The organism is Shewanella sp. BJSY2023SW001 (assembly GCF_047314685.1).
GTDB lineage: Bacteria > Pseudomonadota > Gammaproteobacteria > Enterobacterales > Shewanellaceae > Shewanella > Shewanella indica.
Map to the genome: position 1 here is coordinate 47,685 of NZ_JBKORF010000031.1, position 22,409 is coordinate 70,093.

18 protein-coding genes, 4 tRNA genes and 1 pseudogene are annotated in these 22,409 nt (G+C 51.4%); 16 read left to right on the top strand and 7 right to left on the bottom strand.

The window, feature by feature from the left end:
* The first annotated feature begins 87 nt into the window (after positions 1-87).
* Positions 88-432, top strand: coding sequence for a hypothetical protein (locus ACMHXH_RS07515; RefSeq protein WP_200888005.1), 345 nt, complete (start codon positions 88-90; stop codon positions 430-432).
* Positions 433-528: 96 nt separating this feature from the next.
* Here ACMHXH_RS07515 and ACMHXH_RS07520 read toward each other — a convergent pair whose 3' ends face one another.
* Together ACMHXH_RS07520 and ACMHXH_RS07525 are read right to left on the bottom strand one after the other, a co-directional pair.
* A complete protein-coding gene (locus ACMHXH_RS07520) occupies positions 529-2,055 on the bottom strand; it encodes a hypothetical protein (RefSeq protein ID WP_335912209.1) in 1,527 nt (508 codons plus the stop codon).
* A gap of 174 nt (positions 2,056-2,229) precedes the next feature.
* Positions 2,230-4,206, bottom strand: coding sequence for a ligand-gated channel protein (locus ACMHXH_RS07525; protein WP_071476137.1), 1,977 nt, complete (start codon positions 4,204-4,206; stop codon positions 2,230-2,232).
* A gap of 178 nt (positions 4,207-4,384) precedes the next feature.
* On the opposite strand from ACMHXH_RS07525, the gene ACMHXH_RS07530 reads away from it, so the two are divergent.
* Positions 4,385-5,302 (top strand): LysR family transcriptional regulator, encoded by a 918-nt coding sequence (locus ACMHXH_RS07530; RefSeq protein WP_039036024.1) that lies wholly within the window; start codon positions 4,385-4,387, stop codon positions 5,300-5,302.
* Positions 5,303-5,554: 252 nt separating this feature from the next.
* Here the strand turns inward: ACMHXH_RS07530 and ACMHXH_RS07535 are convergent, their stop codons facing one another.
* The gene (locus ACMHXH_RS07535) at positions 5,555-5,875 is read right to left on the bottom strand and encodes an excalibur calcium-binding domain-containing protein (protein WP_052248288.1); all 321 of its coding nucleotides are present in this window, start codon (positions 5,873-5,875) and stop codon (positions 5,555-5,557) included.
* Between the two features lie 169 nt (positions 5,876-6,044).
* On the bottom strand, positions 6,045-6,218 hold the full coding sequence (locus ACMHXH_RS07540; RefSeq protein WP_157822972.1) for a hypothetical protein: 174 nt from the start codon (positions 6,216-6,218) through the stop codon (positions 6,045-6,047).
* Between the two features lie 333 nt (positions 6,219-6,551).
* On the opposite strand from ACMHXH_RS07540, the gene ACMHXH_RS07545 reads away from it, so the two are divergent.
* A complete protein-coding gene (locus tag ACMHXH_RS07545; RefSeq protein ID WP_071476144.1) occupies positions 6,552-7,460 on the top strand; it encodes a patatin family protein in 909 nt (302 codons plus the stop codon).
* A gap of 75 nt (positions 7,461-7,535) precedes the next feature.
* On the opposite strand, the gene ACMHXH_RS07550 is transcribed toward ACMHXH_RS07545, so the two are convergent.
* Positions 7,536-8,702: an MFS transporter gene (locus ACMHXH_RS07550; RefSeq protein WP_039036025.1), complete on the bottom strand. Its 1,167-nt coding sequence runs from the start codon at positions 8,700-8,702 to the stop codon at positions 7,536-7,538.
* Between the two features lie 342 nt (positions 8,703-9,044).
* On the opposite strand from ACMHXH_RS07550, the gene ACMHXH_RS07555 reads away from it, so the two are divergent.
* Both ACMHXH_RS07555 and ACMHXH_RS07560 read left to right on the top strand, forming a co-directional pair.
* The gene (locus ACMHXH_RS07555) at positions 9,045-9,893 is read left to right on the top strand and encodes a PfkB family carbohydrate kinase (protein ID WP_071476138.1); all 849 of its coding nucleotides are present in this window, start codon (positions 9,045-9,047) and stop codon (positions 9,891-9,893) included.
* 452 nt (positions 9,894-10,345) lie between these two features.
* Positions 10,346-10,936 (top strand): tRNA-uridine aminocarboxypropyltransferase, encoded by a 591-nt coding sequence (locus ACMHXH_RS07560; protein WP_071476139.1) that lies wholly within the window; start codon positions 10,346-10,348, stop codon positions 10,934-10,936.
* 178 nt (positions 10,937-11,114) lie between these two features.
* Here ACMHXH_RS07560 and ACMHXH_RS07565 read toward each other — a convergent pair whose 3' ends face one another.
* Positions 11,115-13,217: a putative bifunctional diguanylate cyclase/phosphodiesterase gene (locus tag ACMHXH_RS07565; protein WP_335912205.1), complete on the bottom strand. Its 2,103-nt coding sequence runs from the start codon at positions 13,215-13,217 to the stop codon at positions 11,115-11,117.
* Positions 13,218-13,549: 332 nt separating this feature from the next.
* Between ACMHXH_RS07565 and ACMHXH_RS07570 the strand changes: the two genes are divergently transcribed.
* The 6 genes and pseudogenes from ACMHXH_RS07570 to birA all read left to right on the top strand — a co-directional run bounded on the left by ACMHXH_RS07570 (position 13,550) and on the right by birA (position 19,560).
* Positions 13,550-13,903, top strand: a complete 354-nt coding sequence (locus ACMHXH_RS07570; protein WP_052248289.1) for a hypothetical protein — start codon at positions 13,550-13,552, stop codon at positions 13,901-13,903.
* A gap of 153 nt (positions 13,904-14,056) precedes the next feature.
* A pseudogene (locus ACMHXH_RS07575) lies at positions 14,057-14,343 on the top strand (M20/M25/M40 family metallo-hydrolase); the annotation flags it as partial.
* Positions 14,344-14,513: 170 nt separating this feature from the next.
* Positions 14,514-15,842, top strand: a complete 1,329-nt coding sequence (locus ACMHXH_RS07580) for a M16 family metallopeptidase (protein ID WP_413737908.1) — start codon at positions 14,514-14,516, stop codon at positions 15,840-15,842.
* A 56-nt stretch (positions 15,843-15,898) separates the two neighbouring features.
* Positions 15,899-17,272 carry a M16 family metallopeptidase gene (locus ACMHXH_RS07585; RefSeq protein ID WP_411911905.1) on the top strand — a complete coding sequence of 458 codons (1,374 nt, stop codon included), beginning with the start codon at positions 15,899-15,901 and terminating at the stop codon, positions 17,270-17,272.
* Positions 17,273-17,572: 300 nt separating this feature from the next.
* Complete coding sequence (gene murB, locus ACMHXH_RS07590; protein ID WP_335912204.1) at positions 17,573-18,598, top strand: UDP-N-acetylmuramate dehydrogenase; 1,026 nt, start codon at positions 17,573-17,575, stop codon at positions 18,596-18,598.
* 2 nt (positions 18,599-18,600) lie between these two features.
* A complete protein-coding gene (birA, locus tag ACMHXH_RS07595) occupies positions 18,601-19,560 on the top strand; it encodes a bifunctional biotin--[acetyl-CoA-carboxylase] ligase/biotin operon repressor BirA (protein WP_071476143.1) in 960 nt (319 codons plus the stop codon).
* Here birA and coaA read toward each other — a convergent pair whose 3' ends face one another.
* A complete protein-coding gene (gene coaA / locus ACMHXH_RS07600; protein ID WP_039036033.1) occupies positions 19,561-20,508 on the bottom strand; it encodes a type I pantothenate kinase in 948 nt (315 codons plus the stop codon).
* A 233-nt stretch (positions 20,509-20,741) separates the two neighbouring features.
* Between coaA and ACMHXH_RS07605 the strand changes: the two genes are divergently transcribed.
* The 5 genes from ACMHXH_RS07605 to tuf all read left to right on the top strand — a co-directional run bounded on the left by ACMHXH_RS07605 (position 20,742) and on the right by tuf (position 22,404).
* Positions 20,742-20,817: transfer RNA gene (locus tag ACMHXH_RS07605), tRNA-Thr, on the top strand.
* An 8-nt stretch (positions 20,818-20,825) separates the two neighbouring features.
* Positions 20,826-20,910: transfer RNA gene (locus ACMHXH_RS07610), tRNA-Tyr, on the top strand.
* Between the two features lie 35 nt (positions 20,911-20,945).
* Positions 20,946-21,019 (top strand) — tRNA-Gly (locus tag ACMHXH_RS07615).
* Between the two features lie 9 nt (positions 21,020-21,028).
* Positions 21,029-21,104 (top strand) — tRNA-Thr (locus tag ACMHXH_RS07620).
* Between the two features lie 115 nt (positions 21,105-21,219).
* Positions 21,220-22,404 (top strand): elongation factor Tu, encoded by a 1,185-nt coding sequence (gene tuf / locus ACMHXH_RS07625; RefSeq protein WP_251767294.1) that lies wholly within the window; start codon positions 21,220-21,222, stop codon positions 22,402-22,404.
* Positions 22,405-22,409 lie beyond the last annotated feature (5 nt).

Consider the following 22,409-nt stretch of genomic DNA (forward strand, 5'->3'; position numbering starts at 1 on the left):
AGCAGACCAATCTTCTACTAGGCTGGTTGAGCCTGTGGCGGGATGGCGGGCTAATATTGATACTGAAACTATCAGGGAGGAAAGCAGATGAAATGGATTGGGATCTTGTGTGGCTTGCTGGTGTCACTGCCGGTAGCCGCTGCCGGAGGGGAATACTTCTCTGAGGAGATAGTTCAGCAAGGCACTTTAGCTAATGAAACCCTGCTCAAGGATGCTATGCCGGGCGTGGCCGCCGAAGTGGCTCGCCGCGGCTGCGAGGTGCCGGAGCAGTTTTTTGCCTTTGTGCTGGCGATGCCCAAAGGCGAAGTCGGTGAGCGCTACTGGCATGAACGCTGGATAGTAGAAGGTTGTGAGCGTGAGTACCCGGTGGATATTGAATTTCGTGAAGATGGTGTTAACGCCGCCTACTGGACCATCAAGAATAAAGGTTGAACCTTTGGGTTAGCGATTTTGCCAATCTTCTCAGAAACAACAGACCCAAGCCTTGGCCTGGGTCTGTATCTTCAAGGTTTAACATATAAACAGGCTTTAAGCGGCCGCGGGGTTGTTTTGCGGCAGTTGCGCCTGAATCTCTTCGAGACGCTGCTCATACCAGGCAGTTTCGGCCTCGGTAAAGCTTTGCAGCAGTTCCTGTTGCTGCAGCACTAGATTCCCCTGAAAACCAAACTGGTTATGTTCTGCCAGTTCCAGATACAGCCATACGGCGGCATCTACCCGTTTATCCAGCTTGAGGCAGGTTTCATACAGCTCTTCATAGGCCAGAGTTTCTCCGCCGAAGGCGGCCTTTTCCAGCCAGTGCAGCGCTTGTTGCAGCTCCTGGTATTCTTGCTCATCCGCATACAGTAGAGCTTGGCCCTTGAGTAGGTCCAATCTGGCCTGGGCCAGGTTGTCTATGGGGTGCAGGGTCAAATATTCCTGTTTGAGAGCTTGGGCTTGCTGCTTTTCCGATTGGCTCAGACGTGCTGCCAGAGTCTCTTTGGCGGCGATATACTCGGCTTCTTCAGCCATGGCGGCAAACTCGAAATGCATCAGTGCCAGCGGTAGTTGGCGATTGATGCCCAGCCCTTGTTGATAGAGTTTGCCGAGCTGAAAGTGGGCACCCAGATCCCAAGCTTGCGCCAGGGGTTCAAGTATTGCCTTGGCACGCAGATGATCCTGACTGTCGTGGGAGTGTTCGAGTAGGAAGCCGGCCCAAATAGTGGCAGCCACGCTGTTTTCTTCGTCGGCTGCGGCCTTTTCCAACCACTCTCTGGCCTTGTGCAGATCTTGGGGTAATTGGTCACCGCTCAGGTAGCGCTGTCCTAATGTCAGTTGCGAGTAACTGCTGTCTTTTGCCTGCTCAATCAAGAGTCGTTCGGCCTGGCGTTTATCCACCGGGCCACCTTGGCCTTGCAACATCATTTCCGCCAGATGACCGCCGCTGGCCGCTTCACCCAGCTGGTGCCCCTTGGTGAGCCAGAATCTCGCTTGCTGCATATCGGCTTCACCTTGTCTGGGTTCCTGCAGTAATTTTCCCAGATGAAAGCAGGCCTCGGGATCATCTTTGGCAGCGGCCAACTCGAGCCATTTTATCGCCTTGCTGCCATCTTTATCGAGTATCGGGTTACGGGCATAGACCCGTCCCAGTTGGCTTTGGCTCTCAATATCACCGGCTTCGGCTCTGGGGAGTAAGTTTTGCTCCAGCAGCTGAATATTGTCACCAAAAGCAGGGTGTTGGTTCAGCTCCAGCATCAGGTCATGGAGCTTGGCAAATTCATTGTCCAATGACGAGGCCTTAGCGGCCCAGTGCATCGCCTTGTCGGCATCATTGGGGACCATCTCCAGCTCGGGACGGGTATAGAACTCATAGAGCATTTGGGCGGCGGCGGGATGATCTTTATTGGCGGCCTGTTCCAGCAGCGCTATGCCTTCATCGACGCTATTTCTGCCAATCAGTCTCAAGCCTTCATTGGCCATGGCATCCGGGTCGCCACTTTTTACCGCCTGGGCTCGTTGCCACTTTTTCAGGGCAATAAAGAAGGCCACAAACGCGATAATAATCAGTATCAGTTTCATTGTTTTCCTTAACCTTGGGAAGTTGGCGTGGACACAGTAAACGCTGTCATGATGTTTTTGCAACAGCTAATAAAAGACCGCGGCAGCGCGCGGTCTTTGGAGTGAGAGAGTTGAATGGCGCCAGTCTATCCCAGAACTGTTCCGGCTTATAAAAACGGCATAAGATTTCTTTCGTTAGAAACTCCAGGTCATTCCCATCCAATAGCGACGGCCGTCTTCGATATAGCCGTATTCTTCCTGGGTAATCTCTTTGTCCAGTAGATTATAGATACCGGCGCTGAGTTTGAGGTTTTCCATCAGTTGCAGGTTGGCACCTATATCCAGCAGTGTGTAAGAGGGGGCTACCAGAGTTGATGAAGAGGGGCCCGTAGTTGGCTGGCTTTCTTCACCTCGGTAGTGCACCCTGGCCCAACTGCCCCAACTGTCGTTGATTTGCCAGTTAAGGGAGGTTTGCAGCAAGTGCTTGGGCAGTTTATTCAGGGGGCTGCCCTGATAGCGACCCGTTTTTTGCTCTGAGTCTGTGTAGGTGTAGTTGGCCGAAAGTTGGATGTCATCATTGATGTCATAGCTGAAATCCAACTCGAACCCTTGGGTTACCGCCTCATCCACATTCACATAAGTGGTGGGATCCGAGCCAAACCGGTTCGGACCATCGGTACACTGACTCTCGGGGCAGGGTACTCGGGTAATTTTGTCTTCAAACTCGTTATAGAAGACTGTCATGGCCGTGGTGATATTATCGCCGAAGCCGGTGTGCAGCCCCAGCTCGTAGTTGATTGAGGTCTCAGGTTTTAGATCCGGGTTACCGTACATATTGCCACCGCGGCTGACCTGGCCCCAATCCGGCACTGTTTGTCTCAGGCTTGGCGCCCTGAAGCCGGTGGAAACACCACCTTTGAGCGTTGTGCTGTCAGTCAGGTTCCAGACTCCATAGACACGGGGGCTGAAGTGCTCGCCAAAGTTTTCGTCATCATCCATGCGTAAACCGGCCGTCAAGGCAAAGGTGTCGCTCATGCGCCATTCGTTTTCGGCAAATACCGACCATTGGCGTCTGCTGATGTCGCTACGGTCACCTACCTGATTACCTGTTTTATCACTGAGATCCTGGTAATTGAAGGCGGCTCCAAAGGTGGTAGTATGACTATCTCCAAAGCCGGTGATCAGACTGGTCTGGGCATCAGTGTTTTTGATGGTCATTGCCCGGCTTTTGTTTTCAAACTCTTCATATTTGACCCAGGTGTTACTCGTGCCTATTTCCCAGCGGCCCGTGTGTGCCAAGGAATACTTGCGGCTTTCATATTCTGTTGTGGAGGACGCCGGGCAGCCAAAACGGCCACAAGGTTTGCCGGGAGCGAGGGGGGCGACTGTTTTGCCAAGAGTGCTGTCCAATTCCTGAGTGGCACTGCTGACCTCCAAAATGATGTCGTGGTCGTCACTCGGAGTCAGCGAGAAACGGGCGCTGAGATTGTTGGCATCTCGGCCGCGGTAACCGCCGGTGATCTGGTCTTCTTCTCGCTTGGTGTATTGTCCATAGAGTTGTAGACCCAGCCAGTCCGGGATCAGGGCCCCGCTGACAAAGAAGTTACCCTGATAGATATTGCCGGATTCGCTGCGTTCCTGAACTGTGCTGTCCAACCTGAGTTCGCCTTGCCAGTTTTCCGGAACCTTGCGGGTGATGATATTGATCACCCCGCCTATGGCATCAGAACCATACAGGGATGACATAGGGCCGCGTACTACTTCGATTCTGTCTATTGCCGACAATGGCGGTGTCCAGGCGCCTTCGACTCCCGGGCCATCGCTGTTGGTACGAGTCTCCCGGGATGACTGGCGCATGCCATCCACCAGGATCAGTGTGTATTGGCTTCCCATACCCCTTAGGCTAATGTCACGGCGATCGCTGCCGCCGGTAACCACGACGCCGGGCACATCCAGCATGGCATCGGTAATATCGCGGTAGAAACGGCTATCCAGTTGTTCTCGGGTAAGCACGCTGATAGAGGCGGGAGCATCCTTGAGTTGTTGCTCGTAGCCGGAGGCTGTGACCACTATGACTTCCATGTCTTGGGGCGCTTCATCGGCCTGAGCTGCAGGTATGAGTAAGAGTGCGGCAATGACGCTGGCCAGTGGGCTGATTCGACATAAAGGCATAGGTTTTGGACTCCTGAATGATAAATGCAAACTATGTAAATGAGAATGATTTTCAATGGCGAGAATTTACGCCGATGATACAATCCTCTCAAGCGCATTTTTCTGGAAACACAGTTAAGGATTGCTTTATAGCGACTGCCGAAACTGAGAGTTTTTGCTGTTTTAATGGGGCTGAAAGATGAATAGGCAGATGGTCAAGGCGATGCTGGTATTTGCCACTACAGTTGAGAAGGGCACCATGAATGCCGCCGCCAGGCAGTTATGCATGAGTACATCTGCCGTTAGCCAGCAGATATTCAAGCTGGAGCAGCAACTTGGGCTTGGGCTACTTAACCGCAGCACCAGGGCGTTGACGCCTACCGAGGCTGGCAAACTCTTTTACCAGAGCTGCGTGCAGATGATTGCTCTTGCCGATGAGACAGAACTACAGTTGAGTCGTTTGAAGGACGGTCCGGCCGGTGAGTTGCGGATAGCCGCCCCTGTGGGCTTTGGTGGAGGGCTTCTCAGTGAGCCGCTAAGGCGTCTGTTGGAAGCGCATCCCGGCATTCAATTGTCGTTGCAGCTGCAGGATGAGGCAGTGGATCTGGTGGGGAGTGGCATAGATCTGGCCATTTGTATCGGACCTTTGGCCGATTCGGCGCTGGTGGCGCATCATCTGGCCGATTGGCAGATGCTCTTGTGCGTGGCACCGGACTTTCTGCGTCGGCGAGGGAACTCAATGCCAAGCTATCCTGGTGAACTGCAGGACTGGGAGCGTCTGTGTCATAAGGGGAGTATGGTGCAAGACAGTATGTTGAGTCATACCGTCAGTGGTGAGCAGCTGTCTCTGGCGCCAGGGCGCCTGGCCGTCAACAATATGCAGAGTCTGATCCGTTTTACCCTGGATGGTTTGGGTTATGCGGCCTTGCCGGAGCCTGAAGTGCGGCAGTTTTTGCAGCAGGGTTTACTGTTAACTTTGTTGCCTGACTGGCAACTGCCGCGGTACAGCGTCTATGCCTTGACCGCTGGGCGTGAGGGGCAAGCTCCTAAAATTCGTGAGGCGATAGCGACCCTGGGCGCATGTTTCACCGCACATGGACCTCGGCCAGATTTTTAAACCTTGAGATATCGTGTGTTTGGTCACCAAATCCGCTCACAGATGAAACTTTTTGTATCAGTAATACCAAGTTGTGCTTGTCACTTAAGTGTTGATGCTCAGACCTGGACTGGATTTTGATATGACGATGAGCTTTCCAGCATGATAGCCTTGGCCGATAAGCGCTCTATCAAGGCAAGAAACATGGCCGCAACTGTTGGCAGTTGTCTGGTCGTGAGTGAGCTATAGCCGCTGCTTGAGAAATAGCGTGACTCACCAGCGGCTGTCGTTTTCACAGGGACGGCCATCATTGTCGCCGTCCATTTTGGTGTTGGGGCAGTAACGGTTGAAGTATTCGGCTTCGGCCCTGGAGGTCATCTGGCTGCAATATCGGCGCCCATCGCAGTGGAAACCTGTGTCCATCTCCACAGGCTTACTGGCATAGCGCGGCGAGGTTTGAGCCGCTTCGCGGATACTGTTGCTTAGGGTGTCTTGGTGAATTTTGGTCAGCTGCTGAGGTTCATTACCACTGAGCTTTACCCAACTCAGATAACAGGCATAACCAAAAATAAAATAAAAAACAAAGCGTTTCATCTTTTTCCCTTAAGAATTTCGGCATCCTTGGCCAAATTGAAGTTGGCTTTGCGTCTTTGAATGGCTAAATCACCCAAGGTGAAATTTTACGTTGTTATTGCAGCTTGTTCCGGGGAATGTTTTAACTTAAATTTGAACAGTGTCACCCTATTGCCTGGTGCTGTGCAGTTTACTCTTCCGCCAAGGCCTGGAGCCTGTTAACTTCGTCTTGCACTTGCTGCACATATTTGTCCCAGTAGCCCAACTGTCGAAATTCTTCCAGGCAACAGCGATAGAGTTTGAGTTTGTGCTTGTTGGCCAACTGCGGTAGTAAGCAGATTTCCCCTTGATTGTTAGCATCCATTCTTTTAACTCCTGTCCGCCAATACAGCATGGCTTCCTGCCACGGTAGATAAATTACTTTTTAATCAGTTGCCTGATAATGCCGGTTCGCCTGATATCCGCAATGTTGTGATTTGTCCAAATATAGCCAAACCCGGTGCCACCAAGGTTTACCAAGGATAAGCTGGTCATCAACTAGAATATTTTTGGCGGATTTCTTAATAAAAAATCAGTATAAGCTTAAGTAGTTCAGGGCAATTTTCTTACTGCTAAAGTACAGGTTTTGTAAGAGTGGCTTTCCCTGTGGGTCATGCTTGGCTATGCTGCGCTATTGGCTGTATTGGGGGAAATCATCATGGTCATAGCGTTTAGGCAACAGCAAGGCACGGCTTTGGTGCTGGAGGGCGGTGGCTTGCGCGCCATTTATACCGCCGGGGTGCTGGATGCTTTTCTGGAAGCCGGAGTTATGTTTGATTATCAGGTGGGTGTTTCCGCTGGCGCCATCTACCCGGCTTCGTATCTGTCCAGGCAGAAGGGGCGTAATCTGTTAATTCAGCAGCGTTATCTTGAAGATAAACGCTACATGGGCATGAGACATCTGTTGAAGACGGGCAATTACGTCAACACTGACTTCACCTACAGACGCATGGCTCATGAGTTGTTGCCGTTCGATTTTGAGACTTTCCTGTCTTCGGGAGCCGAATTCAAAATAGGCGCCTTCAACTGCCTTTCCGGTGAAACCGACTTCTTTGGTATGAGTGACTTTGACGGCCACGAGCAGCTGTTGCAGATACTGATCGCCTCCAGCAGTCTGCCTTTTATCTCCAAACCCGTTGCCATTAATGGCGTGCCTTATCTTGATGGTGGCATCGCGGCTCCTATCCCGCTAGAGCAAGCCAGAGCCGACGGCTATCAAAAACAACTGGTTATCCTGACTCAGGCTGCAGATTACAGTAAGTCAGCCTTTAAATTTAAATGGTTGGCACAAAAAGCTTATCGGCGTTATCCCAAGGTTGCCGAGGCTTTGTTGAGGCGTCATCAGGTGTATAACCAGGCACAACAGCAATTACAACAGGCGGTGGCAGCAGGGAGTGCTATGGTGATCCAGCCTAACATGGCACTGGACTTGTCGAGGCTGGAGCGCGACATCAACAAGGTAGAGGCTGTGTATCATTTAGGGTTGGCCGATGGCCGTGAGGTGCTGCCTGCTGTGCTGGAGTTCTGTTGTTATGATGACAAGCCAAGCGGCGTCCATAGAGCGTAAATGACTCAGAAGTTCTGAGGGGCATGCCAAGTTAGTGTCAGCCTGAATGGCTGACACTCACTTCGGGGATTGGGATCATGGGCGCAGTGCCGGCATCCGGCCGCGGGTTGGCCGTACACTGGATATCAGCATATAGATGCAGGTTGTGGTCAGACACAAGCCCAGATACATGAGCAGACCCTGTTGTTGCTGGAAGCCATTGGCCACCAGAGGCCCGATAACCGAGCCCACAGAGTAACTGAGCAGCATAAGTTCGGTTGCCGCCACTATCTTGCTGCTATCGAGGCTGTCACAGGCCAGCGTAATAGCGATAGGGTAAAGGGCGAAGGCGGCAGCCCCCAGCAGCAACAGGTTGAAGCCCATCACCAAAGTGCTGTGACTCAGCAAAATACCCATAACCCCGGCGGCGCCCAACAAACAGAAAAACGCCATCAAGAGAGTCTTGCTGAATCTTGGAGACAACCAACTGACCAGGGGTTGCACCAACATGGCTCCCAGGATCACTATGGCCATCAGTTTGCCCGTCAGCTGGTGGTCACCTGTTTGCTCGCTGAGAAATACAGGCATCAAGCCATAGATGGGGCCCAATACCAAACCTGCAACCAGACAGCCCATGATGGCAGGGCGACTCACATGCCTGACTTCTTTGAAGCTAATCTTCTGATGCTGTATTTTTTGTGGCTGGCAGCGCTTGGCCAGCAGTGGCGGCAATACGGCCAACACCAGTACTATCGCCACCAAAATATGCGGCATGGCACCATCAACACCCAATTGTCCCACACCCAGTTGTCCCAGGGCGTTCCCACCATAGAGTGAGCCTGTGTAGAAGCCCAAACGCTTGGCTCTTTGCTTGGCTGTGTCGGCTATCAACAACCAGGACTCCACCACTACGAAGATGCCGGCCACGGCAATCCCGGCAATAAAGCGCGCCGCCAGCCAAAACTGACCATTAACCACCAAGGGCATGCCAGCCACTGTCGCCGCCAGCAGTAATAGAAATAGGATGAAGGCGCCTCTGTGTCCCAGGCGTGCCACTACAGGTGAAATACAAGTTGCCCCGAGCAACAGGCCGAAATAGAAAATACTCGCCAGCCAAGCCGCCAGATCTGTCGCTAAGCCGAAACCGTCCAATGCCAGCGGCAGCAGACTCATATGATAGCCGGAAGCCAGAGCAAACAGGGTCAAACCCGCAACAGGTACCCAGGCACTGTTGTTGTGAGCGGTGGCATGAGGTTGAGACAACTCAGACTCCAAATAGAAAAACGACCTTTTAAACGAAGATCAGTTTAAAAAGGTCTTAATGGTGAAATTTTCCGCGAATATAGGAGTCTGTAGCGCTTGGGTAAAGTGAGTTTATTTTGTTGTCTTGGAAAGAAAATTTCACCAAAGTCTGGATGGTTAATAGTCTGTTTTAACTTTGAATAAATGTAAATAAAAACTTGCTTAAACGGCAGTTTTTGCTGAGTTAAACGGTGTTTTTAGCCGTTTGGCAATATCACCTCTTAGGGCCTTTGTTGTTGGCTGCGCTGCATTTAGTGTTTGCCCTGGGGTAAGATGGGTCATTCGTTTCTGTGGACTATTTCTATGGCCAATATTTTGCTCGTTGCCAATCTTAACTGTGACCGAATCTTATTGCTGGATAAACCCCTGCGCACCGGAGGTCGATTCCATTATCAGGATGGTGGCCAACGCTTGGGGGGCGGTGGTGCCAACACAGGCATAGGACTGGAGTGGGCCGGCCATAATGTGGCTCTGGTCAGCCAGGTTGGACGGGATGAGATGGGCGATTGGTTGCTGGCCGAAGCCAGTACCCAAGGGCTGGATTGTCGCAGGGTGCAGCGGCGAGCAGGCAATACCTGTGAAATGTTGTTGGTGATGACCCCGGATGGCGAGCGCACCATTATTCGGCCGCAGCGGCCGATATTTGAATTGCCGGCGCCGCCCAAGTGGTCGCAGTGGGATGCGCTATATATCAACTCCTCTGCCGAAGGAGCGGTCAGTTGGGCGCGAACCGCGCTGGAACACACTCTGGTGGTGGCACAATTGGCCAAAGATGACAGGCCAAGACCCTGCCATGTATTGCTGTCTTCGGTAACAGATATGCAAGGGCGCAGTGAGCTTAGCCCCTGGCAGTTTGGGCGTCAGATAGCCGGTGATGCACTTAAATACTTTATTGTGACTCAAGGCGAGCAGGGCGCAGTGTTATACCAGGAGAATGGTGAGACGCTGATAGCGGCTGTGCCGGCGACAGTGGTGGATACCACGGGTGCCGGTGATGCTTTTGCCGCCGGGCTTATCCATGGTTTGGTATCGGGAATGGCAGTGGAACAGGCCATGAAGGAAGCCGCTCAGTGGGCGGCTTTCGCGGTTGCCTCTGAAACCTCGATTCCGGGAGATGCATTACGTCAGTACCTGCAAGCACAGCAGGATTGAGCTTGTCATAAAAATCCCGCATCAGTGTCATGCCGCTGTCATCAAGTGGGCTTAATCTTGCTGGCGATCTTTGGTTAGAGCTCAAGGGCTCTGCGGGTTTCTCCCTTCTTATTTATATGCTAACTGGCTTGCCCTGCTCTTTGAGCGGGGCTTTTTTATATCTTTTACCATTGTTTTTGAGGTCGGACTTTCGACAAGAGCTGTTAGTCATAACTGGAAGCAAAGGCGATGAGGACAGAGTTGTTCTATTTATAAAGCATTGTTGTCATACAGGGAACTCTCATTAACCGTTTCATTTTGGCATTGGACTCAGAGCCGAATTTAACCTGGGGCATGTGTTAATATTGGTATTACTGAGTTGCCGTCTTGGCAGATGATCGACTATTAGCCTGACGATAAATGGCAAGATGGCGTTGAAGAGAGCAAGTGCTGATTAAGGAAAGTTATTAGGTATGTCGCGCTGTTACTGTGAACAATGTGGGTACCCAGAAACGGCCTGTGTTTGTGCTGCAGTGTCTGCTATATACCCTAGTAGCCAGTTACTGGTGCTGCAACATCCTTCAGAGGTCGAGCATGCAAAAAATAGTGTGCGTTTGTTGCAGTTGGCCGTGCCGGACGTCCGGGTGATAGTGGGAGAAACCGAGGCGGATTTTGCCGAGTTGAGAGCCGAACTGGCAAGAGATAACATGCCGACTTTCTTGCTCTATCCCTCAGAGAACAGTCAGCTGTTGCAGACAGATGACTCATCAGAAGCTGTAAGGCTTATCCTGCTGGACGGCACCTGGCGCAAAACCTTGAAAATGTATCGGCTTAATCCTTGGTTACAGGCGTTGCCCCAAAGGTATTTACCACTGATGGCACCGACAGCGTATCGCATCCGCAAGGCTAATCGCAGTGATAGCTTATCGACACTTGAGGCTGCAGCTGTGGCCCTTTCTCAGTTGGAGCCTGGGCTGGATGTGGCGCCTATGCATGTATTACTGGCTGAGCTGGTGGAGCAGAGGTTACGGCGGATGCCGGTCAAAGTGCGGGAGCGGTATTGAGTAAGCGGTCGCGAAAATTCCGTGTGGATCACGACATTTATAAGTGAATCCGGTTTTAATGAGCCTGCATCATCTTTGATGATGGAGTGGGACTGTCGGCTTACCGCTTTTGCAGGGGAGTGGTAGCGGAGTAACTCTGTTGCCGACAGTCCTGTTCACCCTCTTTGGTATTGAGCTCTTATAGATCAAAATGCGCCAAGGTAAACTGTTCCGGATGCAAGGGGTAACCGAAAAAGAACCCCTGGGCCAGTCCATCCCCCATCTGTCGTACCATATCATTTTGATATTCAGTTTCTATTCCTTCAGCAACAAATTTGAGTTCAAGCGCCTGTGACAGCTGCACTATGGCCTGACACAAACGTTTGCCTTTCTGATGTTCCAATTGCTCGGCAAATTCACCGGCAATTTTTAGTCCATCCAGTGGCAGATTGCCTAAACGACTCAATGATGATAGTCCGGTACCGAAATCATCAAGGACAATTTTGACGCCCAGTGCCCTGAGCTGTTTGAGCGTTTGTTTGGCCTGACGTGGGTGACCCAGCAATGCCGATTCGGTGATCTCCAAAATCAAGGCTTCTGCGGGAAGCTGATGATGTTGCAGCGTCGATTTTACTTGTTGGTAAAAGTCCAGGTGCTCCAGTTGCAGCGGTGATACATTGACTGAAATAATAAAGTCGTTGTCCTGTTGCCGCCAAACTGCCAGTTGTCGGCAGGCTTGCTCTACGACCCAGTTGCCAACAGTGACTATTAGACCGGTTTCTTCAAGCAAGGGTACGAAATCGGCCGCTTCCAGCAGTTCATGAGGACTCTTGTGCCAGCGCAACAGCGCTTCGGCACCGGCCATATGGTTATCTTTGAGCCTGACTATGGGTTGATAAAACAGGCTCAGTTGTCCCAGCCCCAAGGCGTGACGCAGATCGCCGAGCAGTTTAAGTTTATGTTCGGCGGCTTCACTCATAGAGCTGTCATAGAAATTGATATGACTGGCGCTGCGTTTGGCACTGTACATGGCGGTGTCGGCTTGGCTCAGCAGTTCGGAAGGGTCTATTTCTCGGTTGCCAAAAAGACTGATACCTATACTGGTACCCAGGTAAAACTTTTGTCCTTCCAACTCAAACGGCGTCTCGAATAGAGCCAATATCTGTTGTGCAAAACGGTAGATATCTTCCCTGTCGCGGCAATCTTGCAACACCAGAGTAAATTCATCGCCGCCCATACGGGCGATATCGGCTCTCTCTATACAGCCGGCTTCCAGCCTGGCGGCGACCAGTTGCAGTATTCTGTCCCCCATGGAATGACCGAAACTGTCGTTGACATGTTTAAAGCCGTTGAGGTCGAGAAACATCAAGGCTCCAGTGGTTGGCTTTCCTTGGTTGATGGCCTCTAGACTGGCACTGAGAACCTGGCGCAGCTTGCGCTTCATATGACGGCGATTGGGAAGCCCTGTCAGCATGTCAAACATGGCTTGTTCTGTCAGGCGTGATTCCAGCTGTTTACGTTCGCTGATATCGCTGAAGATGGTGACCAGATAACAACCGGATTCAGTCTGCAATCTGCGACTGCTCTGCCAGGCGGGGAAGTGACTGCCATCGGCCCGGGTATGGCTGACCTCTCCCTGCCAGAAGTCCCGCTGTGCCAGCGCAGCACGGCATTCTCTCTGCTTGGGATCGTTTGCGGTTTCGAGGATCTGCAACTGCTGACCTATTAACTGCGCCTGACTAAAGCCGCAAAGACGACAGAGGGCCCGATTGACCGCAAGGATTTTGCCCGAGGTATCACTGATGACAACGGCTTCGGCACTTTCTTCGAGAATACCGGCCAATACACTGCGGGGCAGCAGGCCGAATACATCCTGAGTTTCACCTCTGGGACTGAGGCGACGATCCAAGGCTTCGAACCGCACCAAGATCATCTTATTACTGTCTATTCTGACTGGTTCCAGGTAGAGGCGGGTTGGCAGCTCTTTACCGTGGCGATTGAGGTGTAACCACTCCTGTACTTGAGAGCTGGCCGCTGCGGCTTGCATGAGTTTTTTTGCCAACTCTATGCTGCTCTGACCGCCTAATTGCAGTCTGGGAGCAAAGTCATAGAGAGTGGCATCGAGAATTTCCTGGTGAACACAGGCGAAGTAATCCAATGCTGCCTGATTGGCGGCAAAAATTTTACACCCCATGAATAAGGCCAGAGGTGTCGAGTGAGGCTCGCTGCGCCAGAGTTGCAACTGGGGCCCGAGTTTTGTGTCGGCCACCAGGCTCTGTAACAGTTGTGTCCATCGGATCATCCAGGATACTCCCTTGTCGTTCTCCGTTGAGAACCACTTCCCTTTGTTATGGTTACACTACTCCGCATATTTGGCTCTTCAACCTACAGGAAGGAAGCTAACACTTCCGACTATGTGGTGACCTGCCTTGCACCCTATAGCTTACGGGTTGGGCAAACGGTTATGTGGAACAGCATTTCAATCCGTTAGTTTAAAGCTAAACAGATCTACTCTTTGGCTCAATCAAAATTTCGTTTTGTTGCTAAAAACCTTCATTATCGGTCAAACTGGTGAAAAAATGTGTGATAGTCCTTGGAAGATGGATTTTTGTTCTCTTTAAGCAGGAGCGAATGATGGCGAGATTAATACTGTTATTGAGCTGGCTGCTGGCCTTTAGCGTGAGTGCGGCTGATTTGACTCAGCTGGGTGAACAGGCCAGTGAAGATGCCCGGCGTCTGGAGCAGGAACAGCTGGAAAAGGCCAGAGCCGCCGCCAAGGAAACCGCCGAGCGGGAACAGAAAGTGCTCAAACGCCAGCAATCCGGAGATTGGCAGGAGGAGCAAAGGTTAAAAGCCAGTAAACAGTTTGATGAGAGGGCGCAGCGGGAACAGAAATACCTGCAGCAAGCCAAAGAGGCTGCGGCCAAAGAGCGTAAAATCGACGAGCCCAAGATGAAGAAGCTGAAACAGAAGAAAATAGAGCCTTAAGCTGGATCTGTACTTCAGCCTCCAAGTTAGCTTGTTGTTTAATTAGACTTTCAATAGTGGCTGACGCTCAATTTACTATCAAAACCTCTAGCCGGGTCGGGCCAATATTAAACAACACTGAGCAAGACCGCCAAAATGATAGCGTAAGCCAACGGCACTGAAGCGAAAACGGAGATAGCCCAGGATTATCCTGTGTCGGTGAACAGTCCTGAATTGGTGACTGAAGTCAGGCCTTTGCTGGAGCAAGTGGCGGGCAAGGGGAGGCTGGTTGAACCCGGGCTTATCACAGGGGCTGAGGACTTTGCTTTCTACGCGCAAGAAACCCCGGGGGGGGGGTCTTCTTTCTTGGGGTAACTCCTGAGGGGACTGACCCGGCAACGGCGGCCAGCAATCACTCCCCCTATTTCTATGCTGATGAAGCAGCGTTCAAGACGGGGTAGAGGCGTTGGCCACACTGGCCTCGCCAGCTTAAGCGGCAAATAAACCGTACGGGATAAAGCATTTTGCTTACAAAATCTGACAATTCCGTATCACTTGTTACTTGATTTGCAGTGCTTTTTTACCTGATATTGGATCTTTTAAAATCAGCAATCAGCCAAGGAGCGACCCAATGAAGCGTACGCTGACCGCCCTGCTGATGTCAGCCAGCCTTCTTGGGGCGGCGACAACACAGGCGACCACGGCCGAAGATATTCAGAGTTTTACCCTGAATAACGGCATGAAAATCATGGTATTGGAAGACTCATCCATTCCCAATGCCAACATGTATCTGTTTTGGAAGGTGGGCTCACGCAACGAGGTGCCCGGGATCACAGGGATCTCCCACTTCTTCGAGCATATGATGTTCAATGGCTCCAAGAAATACGGCCCCAAGATGTTTGACCGCACCATGGAAGCGGCCGGTGGCGCCAACAACGCCTACACTACTGAAAACGTGACCGTTTATACCGACTGGTTCCCTTCCAATGCTCTGGATACCATTTTTGATCTGGAAGCCGATCGGATTGCGGCGCTGGATATCAATGCCGAGATGGTAGAGAGTGAGCGCGGCGTAGTTGCCTCCGAGCGTACCACGGGGCTGGAAAACTCCAACTGGCGAACCCTGCAGGAAGAGGTAAAAGGTGTGGCCTTCAGGGCGCATCCCTATAGCTGGTCAGTGATTGGCCATGAATCTGATATTGCGGCCTGGACCTTGGAAGATCTGGTGCAGTATCACAAGACCTACTATGCCCCCAACAATGCGGTTGTGGTGATTGCCGGTGACGTTAAGCTGGCCGAGGTCAAGCGTCTGGCCCAGCGTTACTTTGGCCCTATCCCGGCGCAAGAGCCACCCAAGGCGGTGAAGACAGTCGAGCCGCTGCAAAAAGGGGAACGACGGGTCTTCGTCAAGAAAGAGTCTGTCAGCACGCCCAATATCATGCTGGCCTACCACGTACCGGCCACCACCAATAAAGACTATTACGCGCTGGATCTGCTGACCTCGATTCTGAGTGAAGGCAACAGCTCGCGCCTCTACAAGGCTTTGGTGGACAAGCAGTTGGCGATTGCCGCCGAGACTTATATGCCTATGTCTTTTGACCCCAACCTGTTGTACATCCTTGGGGTGGCGGCCCCAGGTGTCAGCGCCACCACTCTGGAGCAGGCATTGATTGAAGAGGTCAACCGTATTGCCCGTGACGGCATTAAGGTTGAAGAGTTGGAAAAAGCAAAAAATATCAAGTTGATGGATTTCTATCGCAGTATGGAAACCATCAATGGCAAGGCCAATACCCTGGGCACCTACGAACTTTATTTCGGTAGTTTCGACAAGCTGTTCCAGGCGCCGGATGCCTATAACCAGGTCACAGTGGCCGACATTCAAAGGGTGGCAGAAACATACCTGCGCCGTGCCAACCGCACTGTGGGGGTACTGGCTGCACAAGAGGAGGCGGATCAATGAGCAAGGTTTTTTCTCTCAAGGCCTCTCTGGGCGCTGTGGCCATTGCCGCAGCCTTGATGGTTTCAGGTTGTCAGTCTACCCAGGTGAAAGTGAGCCAGGATACCGGCCACTTTGTACTGCCAACATATGAAAGAGTCACTCTGGATAACGGCCTGACGCTGATGCTGATGCCGCAGAAAGAGGTGCCGCTGATCACCCTGAACGCCGTGGTGAAAGTCGGCAGCGTCAATGACACCACAGCCGGTGTGGCAGCGGTCACGGCTCAGGGCTTGTTGCTCGGCGCCGCCGGTCGCACCAAGGCCAGCATAGAGCAGGAGGTGGACTTTCTCGGTGCCAGTCTGAATGCTGATGCCGGCCGTGAGGGCAGTTACCTCAGTGCCGATTTTATGGCCAAAGATGTCGATACCATGCTGGGATTGTTTGCCGATGTGCTGACCCGTCCCGACTTTGAGACCAGCGAGTTTGATAAACTCAAGAGTCGCAGAGTCGCCGAGCTGGCGCAGGAGAAAGAGAGTCCCAAGTCCGTGATTGGGCGCTACTTCAACAAGTTGGTCTTCGGTCAGCATCCTTATGGCAATGCCACTTCGGGAACCAGTGAGTCTGTGTCCCAGTTGACGGTCAACCAGTTGAGAGCCTTCCACAAGGGCTACTATCAACCGGCCAATACCGCTATCAGCGTGGTGGGTGATTTCGACCCGGCGCAGATGAAGGCCAAGCTGCAGGCGGCATTCGGTCAATGGAGCAACAGCGAATCGCTGCGTGCCGTCGACCTCAAGCAGGGGCTGCCGACTCTGTCTGCCAGCCGAGTCTTGCTGGTGGATAAGTCGGACGCGATAGAGACCACCTTCACCATAGGTGGCCTGGGTGTGACTCAGGATAACCCTGACTATGTGGGCCTGACTGTGGTCAACACCATACTTGGTGGCCGTTTTACCTCCTGGCTCAACGATGAGCTGAGGGTGAATGCCGGTTTAACCTATGGCGCGCGCTCGGGTTTCGTCCCCTATCGTGACTCAGGGGTGTTTATGATCAGTACTTTCACCAAGTCGGCTACGACAGAGGAAGCCATTGACTTGGCACTCAAGACCTACAGTCGCCTGTGGCAGAAAGGGATAGATCAGCAGACTCTGGATTCGGCCAAGGCCTACGTCAAAGGCCAGTTCCCACCCAAGTTTGAAACCAGTGGCCAGTTGGCAGGTCTGCTGTCAGACATGTACCTGTACGGTTTTGATGAGTCCTATATCAATCAATTCCAGCAACGGGTGGATGGACTGACTCTGGCGCAGACCAAGCAGTTGGTCGACAACTACTTCCCCAAGGATAAGTTGCAGATGGTGCTGATTGGCAGCGGTGACAAGATAGCCCCGATAGCAGCCAAGTATGGCGAAGTGACCCGGGTCGATATCAAGGATGTCGGTTTCGGGGGTTAACCCTTTCATGGCAGTCAAACAACGCTCTCTTGTTGTTTGACTGTCTTGCTTGGAGCATAGTGATTCAGACACATTCCCGGTAAAGCTAATCTGCAATTGCCTGCCATAATACCGGAAGCTTTTTACCACTATGGTCGCTACATCATAGTCCCCCTAATGAATTTCCTGTTGAACGCTAAAGTGCGATATCAGTCCTATTGGGTAGACGATTGACTTGTTTGAGTATGTTTAACCGCTGAAGGCTGAAATAGTCGGTTAATCCCGTTACAATGCTGCTTTTATTTGCAGTGAAAGCTTTAGATGCCAGCCCTAGTCCACTCCCTTAAATCCTTGAACACTTTTGGAATCAATTGTTATTGCCGGGAACTCATCAGAGTGAGCTCTACCGTTGAGCTTGTCCGGGCTTGTATGCAGCACAAGGATGATGATGTCCCAATGCTGATCCTCGGTGGCGGCAGTAATCTATTATTGCTTGAGGATTATCAAGGGACAGTGATTCAAATCGCTACCAAGGGAATCGAGGTCAGTGAGGACCAAACACATTTCTATTTAAAGGTTGCCGCCGGTGAAAACTGGCACGATTTGGTTTGTGAAACGCTTAAGCTGGGGATGCCGGGACTTGAGAATATGGCTCTGATCCCGGGCACGGTTGGCGCAGCGCCTATTCAAAACATAGGTGCCTATGGGGTTGAACTGTGCCAGGTATGTGACTGGGTTGAGTATCTGGATCTGCAAACCGGTGCGCTAACTCGCCTCGAGGCCGCTGATTGTGGTTTTGGCTATCGAGAGTCAATTTTCAAAAGTGAACTCAAGGGCAGGGCTGTGATCACCTCTGTCGGTTTGAAACTGCCTAAAGATTGGCAGCCCAAACTGAGTTATGGGCCGTTGCAATCACTTGCTGAAGAGACAGAGGTGACCGCGCCTATGATTTTTGAGCAGGTATGTCAGGTTCGTCAGGAAAAACTGCCGGATCCTGCAGTGCTTGGCAATGCCGGTAGCTTTTTCAAGAATCCTGTGGTTGCTGCTGCCGACTATCTTAAGTTGGCCGAACGTTTTCCTGATCTGGTGGGTTATGCTCAGCAAGATGGAAGGGTTAAGCTGGCCGCAGGCTGGCTTATCGATAAGGCAGGTTTGAAAGGTTTCCAGATGGGAGCAGCCGCAGTTCATGATAAGCAAGCCTTGGTTCTGGTGAATAAAGGCGGCGCCAGCGGTGAAGATGTGGCCAATTTGGCGCGGGAAATTATCCGGCAAGTGCAAGCGCTTTTCGGTGTTGAATTACTACCCGAGCCGCGAATTTTTGCGGCAACAGGAGAGAGGAGTCTCTGACGATGAGCGAACAGTGGAAGCGCAAGCGGGAAATATTACAGCTGTTGCAGCAGGGTGAGTTTGTCTCCGGCGAGATACTGGCCGAACAGCTCGGTATCAGCCGTACCGCCGTCAGCAAGCATATCAGCGCCTTGGCCGCCTTTGGGATCGATATCTTCAGCGTGAAAGGTAAAGGTTATAAGTTAGCTAGAAGTTTGCATCTTATCGACAAGCCGCGCTTACTCTCCGCTATAGATAACCGCTGTTTTTACTTTGATGAGTTGGCTGGTACCAACACCTTTCTGCTCAACCATGTCGATGAATTGAGTAATGGCGATCTCTGTATTGCCGAGTATCAATCGGCTGGACGAGGACGTAGAGGACGCCAGTGGTTGTCGCCCTACGGCAGTCACCTCTATTTCTCTATGTACTGGCAGTTCTCTCAAGGTCTTTCCCAGGCGATGGGCTTAAGTCTGGTGGTTGCCTGTTCACTGGTTAGTGTGTTGGAGTCTTTCGGTATTGCCGGTTTGGGAGTGAAGTGGCCCAACGATATCTATCTCGATGGGCGTAAACTTGCCGGTGTACTGATTGAAATGACCGGGACTGCCGACAGTGAATGCGATCTGGTGATCGGGATAGGCTTGAATATGGCTATGCCTGCTGAACTGGGTGAACAACTGGATCAACCCTGGAGCGATCTCAGTGGGCTTGAATCTATGCCGAACAAGACTGAGTTGGCTATCAAGCTTCACCAACAGTTATTGAAAGATCTCAAGCTGTTTGAAACTCAAGGATTGGCAGCATTCAGCAGCAGGTGGCAGAGTGCCGATATCTTTGCCGGTCAACAGGTCAAACTGCTACTGGGTGAGCAACAGATTAACGGCCACTACCTTGGAGTGGATGAGCAAGGCGGTGTTATCCTGCAGACAGATACAGGCACACAGCATTTTGTTGGTGGGGAAATCAGTTTACGCGGCGCTTGATTATTTTCGCAGCAGCACTTGATCCATCAAGTGGTCCTGACCCTTTTTCAGAATAAGATGTGCCCGCTCGCGGGTGGGCTCAATATTCAGATTCAGGTTCGGGCCGTTGATGGTGTCCCAGATATTGGCGGCTATATGTTCAGCTTCGGCATCGCTCAGCTTGGCGTAGTGGTGAAAATAGGAGCGCTCATTGGCAAACGCCGTATGCCGGAACTGCAGGAACCTATCTATATACCAATGTTTCAGCAGTGATTCATCGGCATCTACATAGATAGAGAAGTCTACGAAATCAGAGACAAAAGGCCGCTTGATACTCACAGGAGAATCCAGCTCTGTCTGCAGTACATTCAAGCCTTCCAAGATCAAAATATCTGGCTGTCTGACCTGTTGCACTTCGGGAAGCCTGTCGTAACTGATGTGGGAATATAGCGGAGCCTCGACCAATTCGGCGCCTGACTTGATGGCGGCGATAAACTCCACCAAGAGTTTCATGTCATAGCTTTCCGGAAATCCCTTACGCTGTAATAATCCTTTTTGTTTCAGCTCTGCCAAGGGGTAGAGAAACCCATCAGTGGTGATCAGATCGACCTTGGGATGTTCGGGCCAATGGCTCAACAGTGCCTGCAATATACGAGCTGTGGTGCTTTTCCCTACGGCGACACTGCCGGCAATACTGATAATATATGGGCTCTTGGCCGGAGTTTGCCCCAAAAATTCATTTAACACCAAACCTCTTTGCTGCTTGGCGCCAACAATCAAATTAAGCAGACGGCTGAGGGGCAGATAGATGTCGGTGACTTCTGTGAGGGAAACCTTTTCGTTAATCCCTCGCAGCTTCTTCAATTCGGTTTCGCTCAAGGTCAAAGGCACAGACTCACGAAGTTCGGCCCATTGCTGGCGGTGAAAAGGCATATACAATGCCTGTTGAATTGAGTTGGCTGTTGTCATCTGATTTCCTCTGCTCAGGCAAGGCACAGTACACCATGAATTATTCATGAACAATAAAAAATCCCTATGCCGGACCGAATTGTTTATCCCGTGTACAGAGGGCTAGGGGGAAGTCTAATCGCTACGCATTGTCAGGGCAAAAAAACGCCACTCAGGGGTTTTTTGCGAAAAAAAACCAATTTCCTATTGCACTCGCCCCAACATTTACCTAATATCCGCTACCGAAATGAAGTGCCGGCATAGCTCAGTTGGTAGAGCAACTGACTTGTAATCAGTAGGTCCCGAGTTCGACTCTTGGTGCCGGCACCAATTTTATCGGAGGGGTTCCCGAGTGGCCAAAGGGATCAGACTGTAAATCTGACGGCTCCGCCTTCGAAGGTTCGAATCCTTCTCCCTCCACCATTTTCAAGGTAAGTAGGTAGCCTTAAGTAGGTTGCGCGGGCATCGTATAATGGTATTACTCCAGCCTTCCAAGCTGATAACGCGGGTTCGATTCCCGCTGCCCGCTCCAAATTTGCATGCTGATATGGCTCAGGTGGTAGAGCGCATCCTTGGTAAGGATGAGGTCGGCAGTTCGAATCTGCCTATCAGCACCAGCCTCTCTTAAATTCTACTTTTACCTTTATAATCTGTTCGATGACATTCATTTGCATCGGACTTTTTCACTATATATGGTTTCACCACCAGAAAATCTTAGATTGAGGCAATACCATGTCTAAAGCTAAATTTGAACGTAGTAAGCCCCACGTTAACGTGGGCACCATTGGTCACGTTGACCATGGTAAAACCACTCTGACTGCTGCTATCTCAACTGTACTGTCTAAGACTTACGGTGGTGAGGCTCGTGACTTCGCAGCGATCGATAACGCTCCAGAAGAGCGTGAGCGCGGTATTACCATCAATACCTCTCACATCGAGTATGACACTCCAACTCGTCACTACGCTCACGTAGACTGCCCAGGTCACGCTGACTATGTTAAAAACATGATCACCGGTGCTGCCCAGATGGACGGCGCAATCCTGGTAGTAGCTTCTACTGACGGCCCAATGCCACAGACTCGTGAGCACATCCTGCTGTCTCGTCAGGTAGGTGTACCTTTCATCATCGTATTCATGAACAAGTGTGACATGGTAGACGATGAAGAGCTGCTGGAACTGGTAGAGATGGAAGTTCGTGAACTGCTGTCTGAGTACGATTTCCCAGGTGATGACCTGCCAGTAATTCAGGGCTCAGCTCTGAAAGCTCTGGAAGGCGACGCTCAGTGGGAAGCCAAGATCATCGAACTGGCTGAAGCACTGGATTCTTACATCCCTGAGCCAGAGCGTGATATCGATAAGCCATTCCTGCTGCCTATCGAAGACGTATTCTCAATCTCTGGTCGCGGTACTGTAGTAACAGGTCGTGTAGAGCGCGGTATCATCAAAGTTGGTGACGAAGTAGAAATCGTGGGTATCCACGACACTACCAAGACTACCTGTACTGGTGTAGAAATGTTCCGTAAGCTGCTGGACGAAGGTCGTGCCGGTGAGAACTGCGGTATCCTGCTGCGTGGTACCAAGCGTGATGAAGTAGAGCGTGGTCAAGTACTGGCTAAGCCTGGTTCAATCACTCCACACACCAAGTTCGAATCAGAAGTTTACGTACTGTCTAAAGAAGAAGGTGGTCGTCACACTCCATTCTTTAAAGGCTACCGTCCACAGTTCTACTTCCGTACAACTGACGTGACCGGTACTATCGAACTGCCAGAAGGCGTAGAGATGGTAATGCCAGGCGACAACATCAAGATGGTTGTTACTCTGATCTGCCCAATCGCGATGGACGAAGGTCTGCGCTTCGCAATCCGTGAAGGTGGCCGTACAGTTGGTGCTGGTGTTGTAGCCAAGATCATCGCTTAATTGCG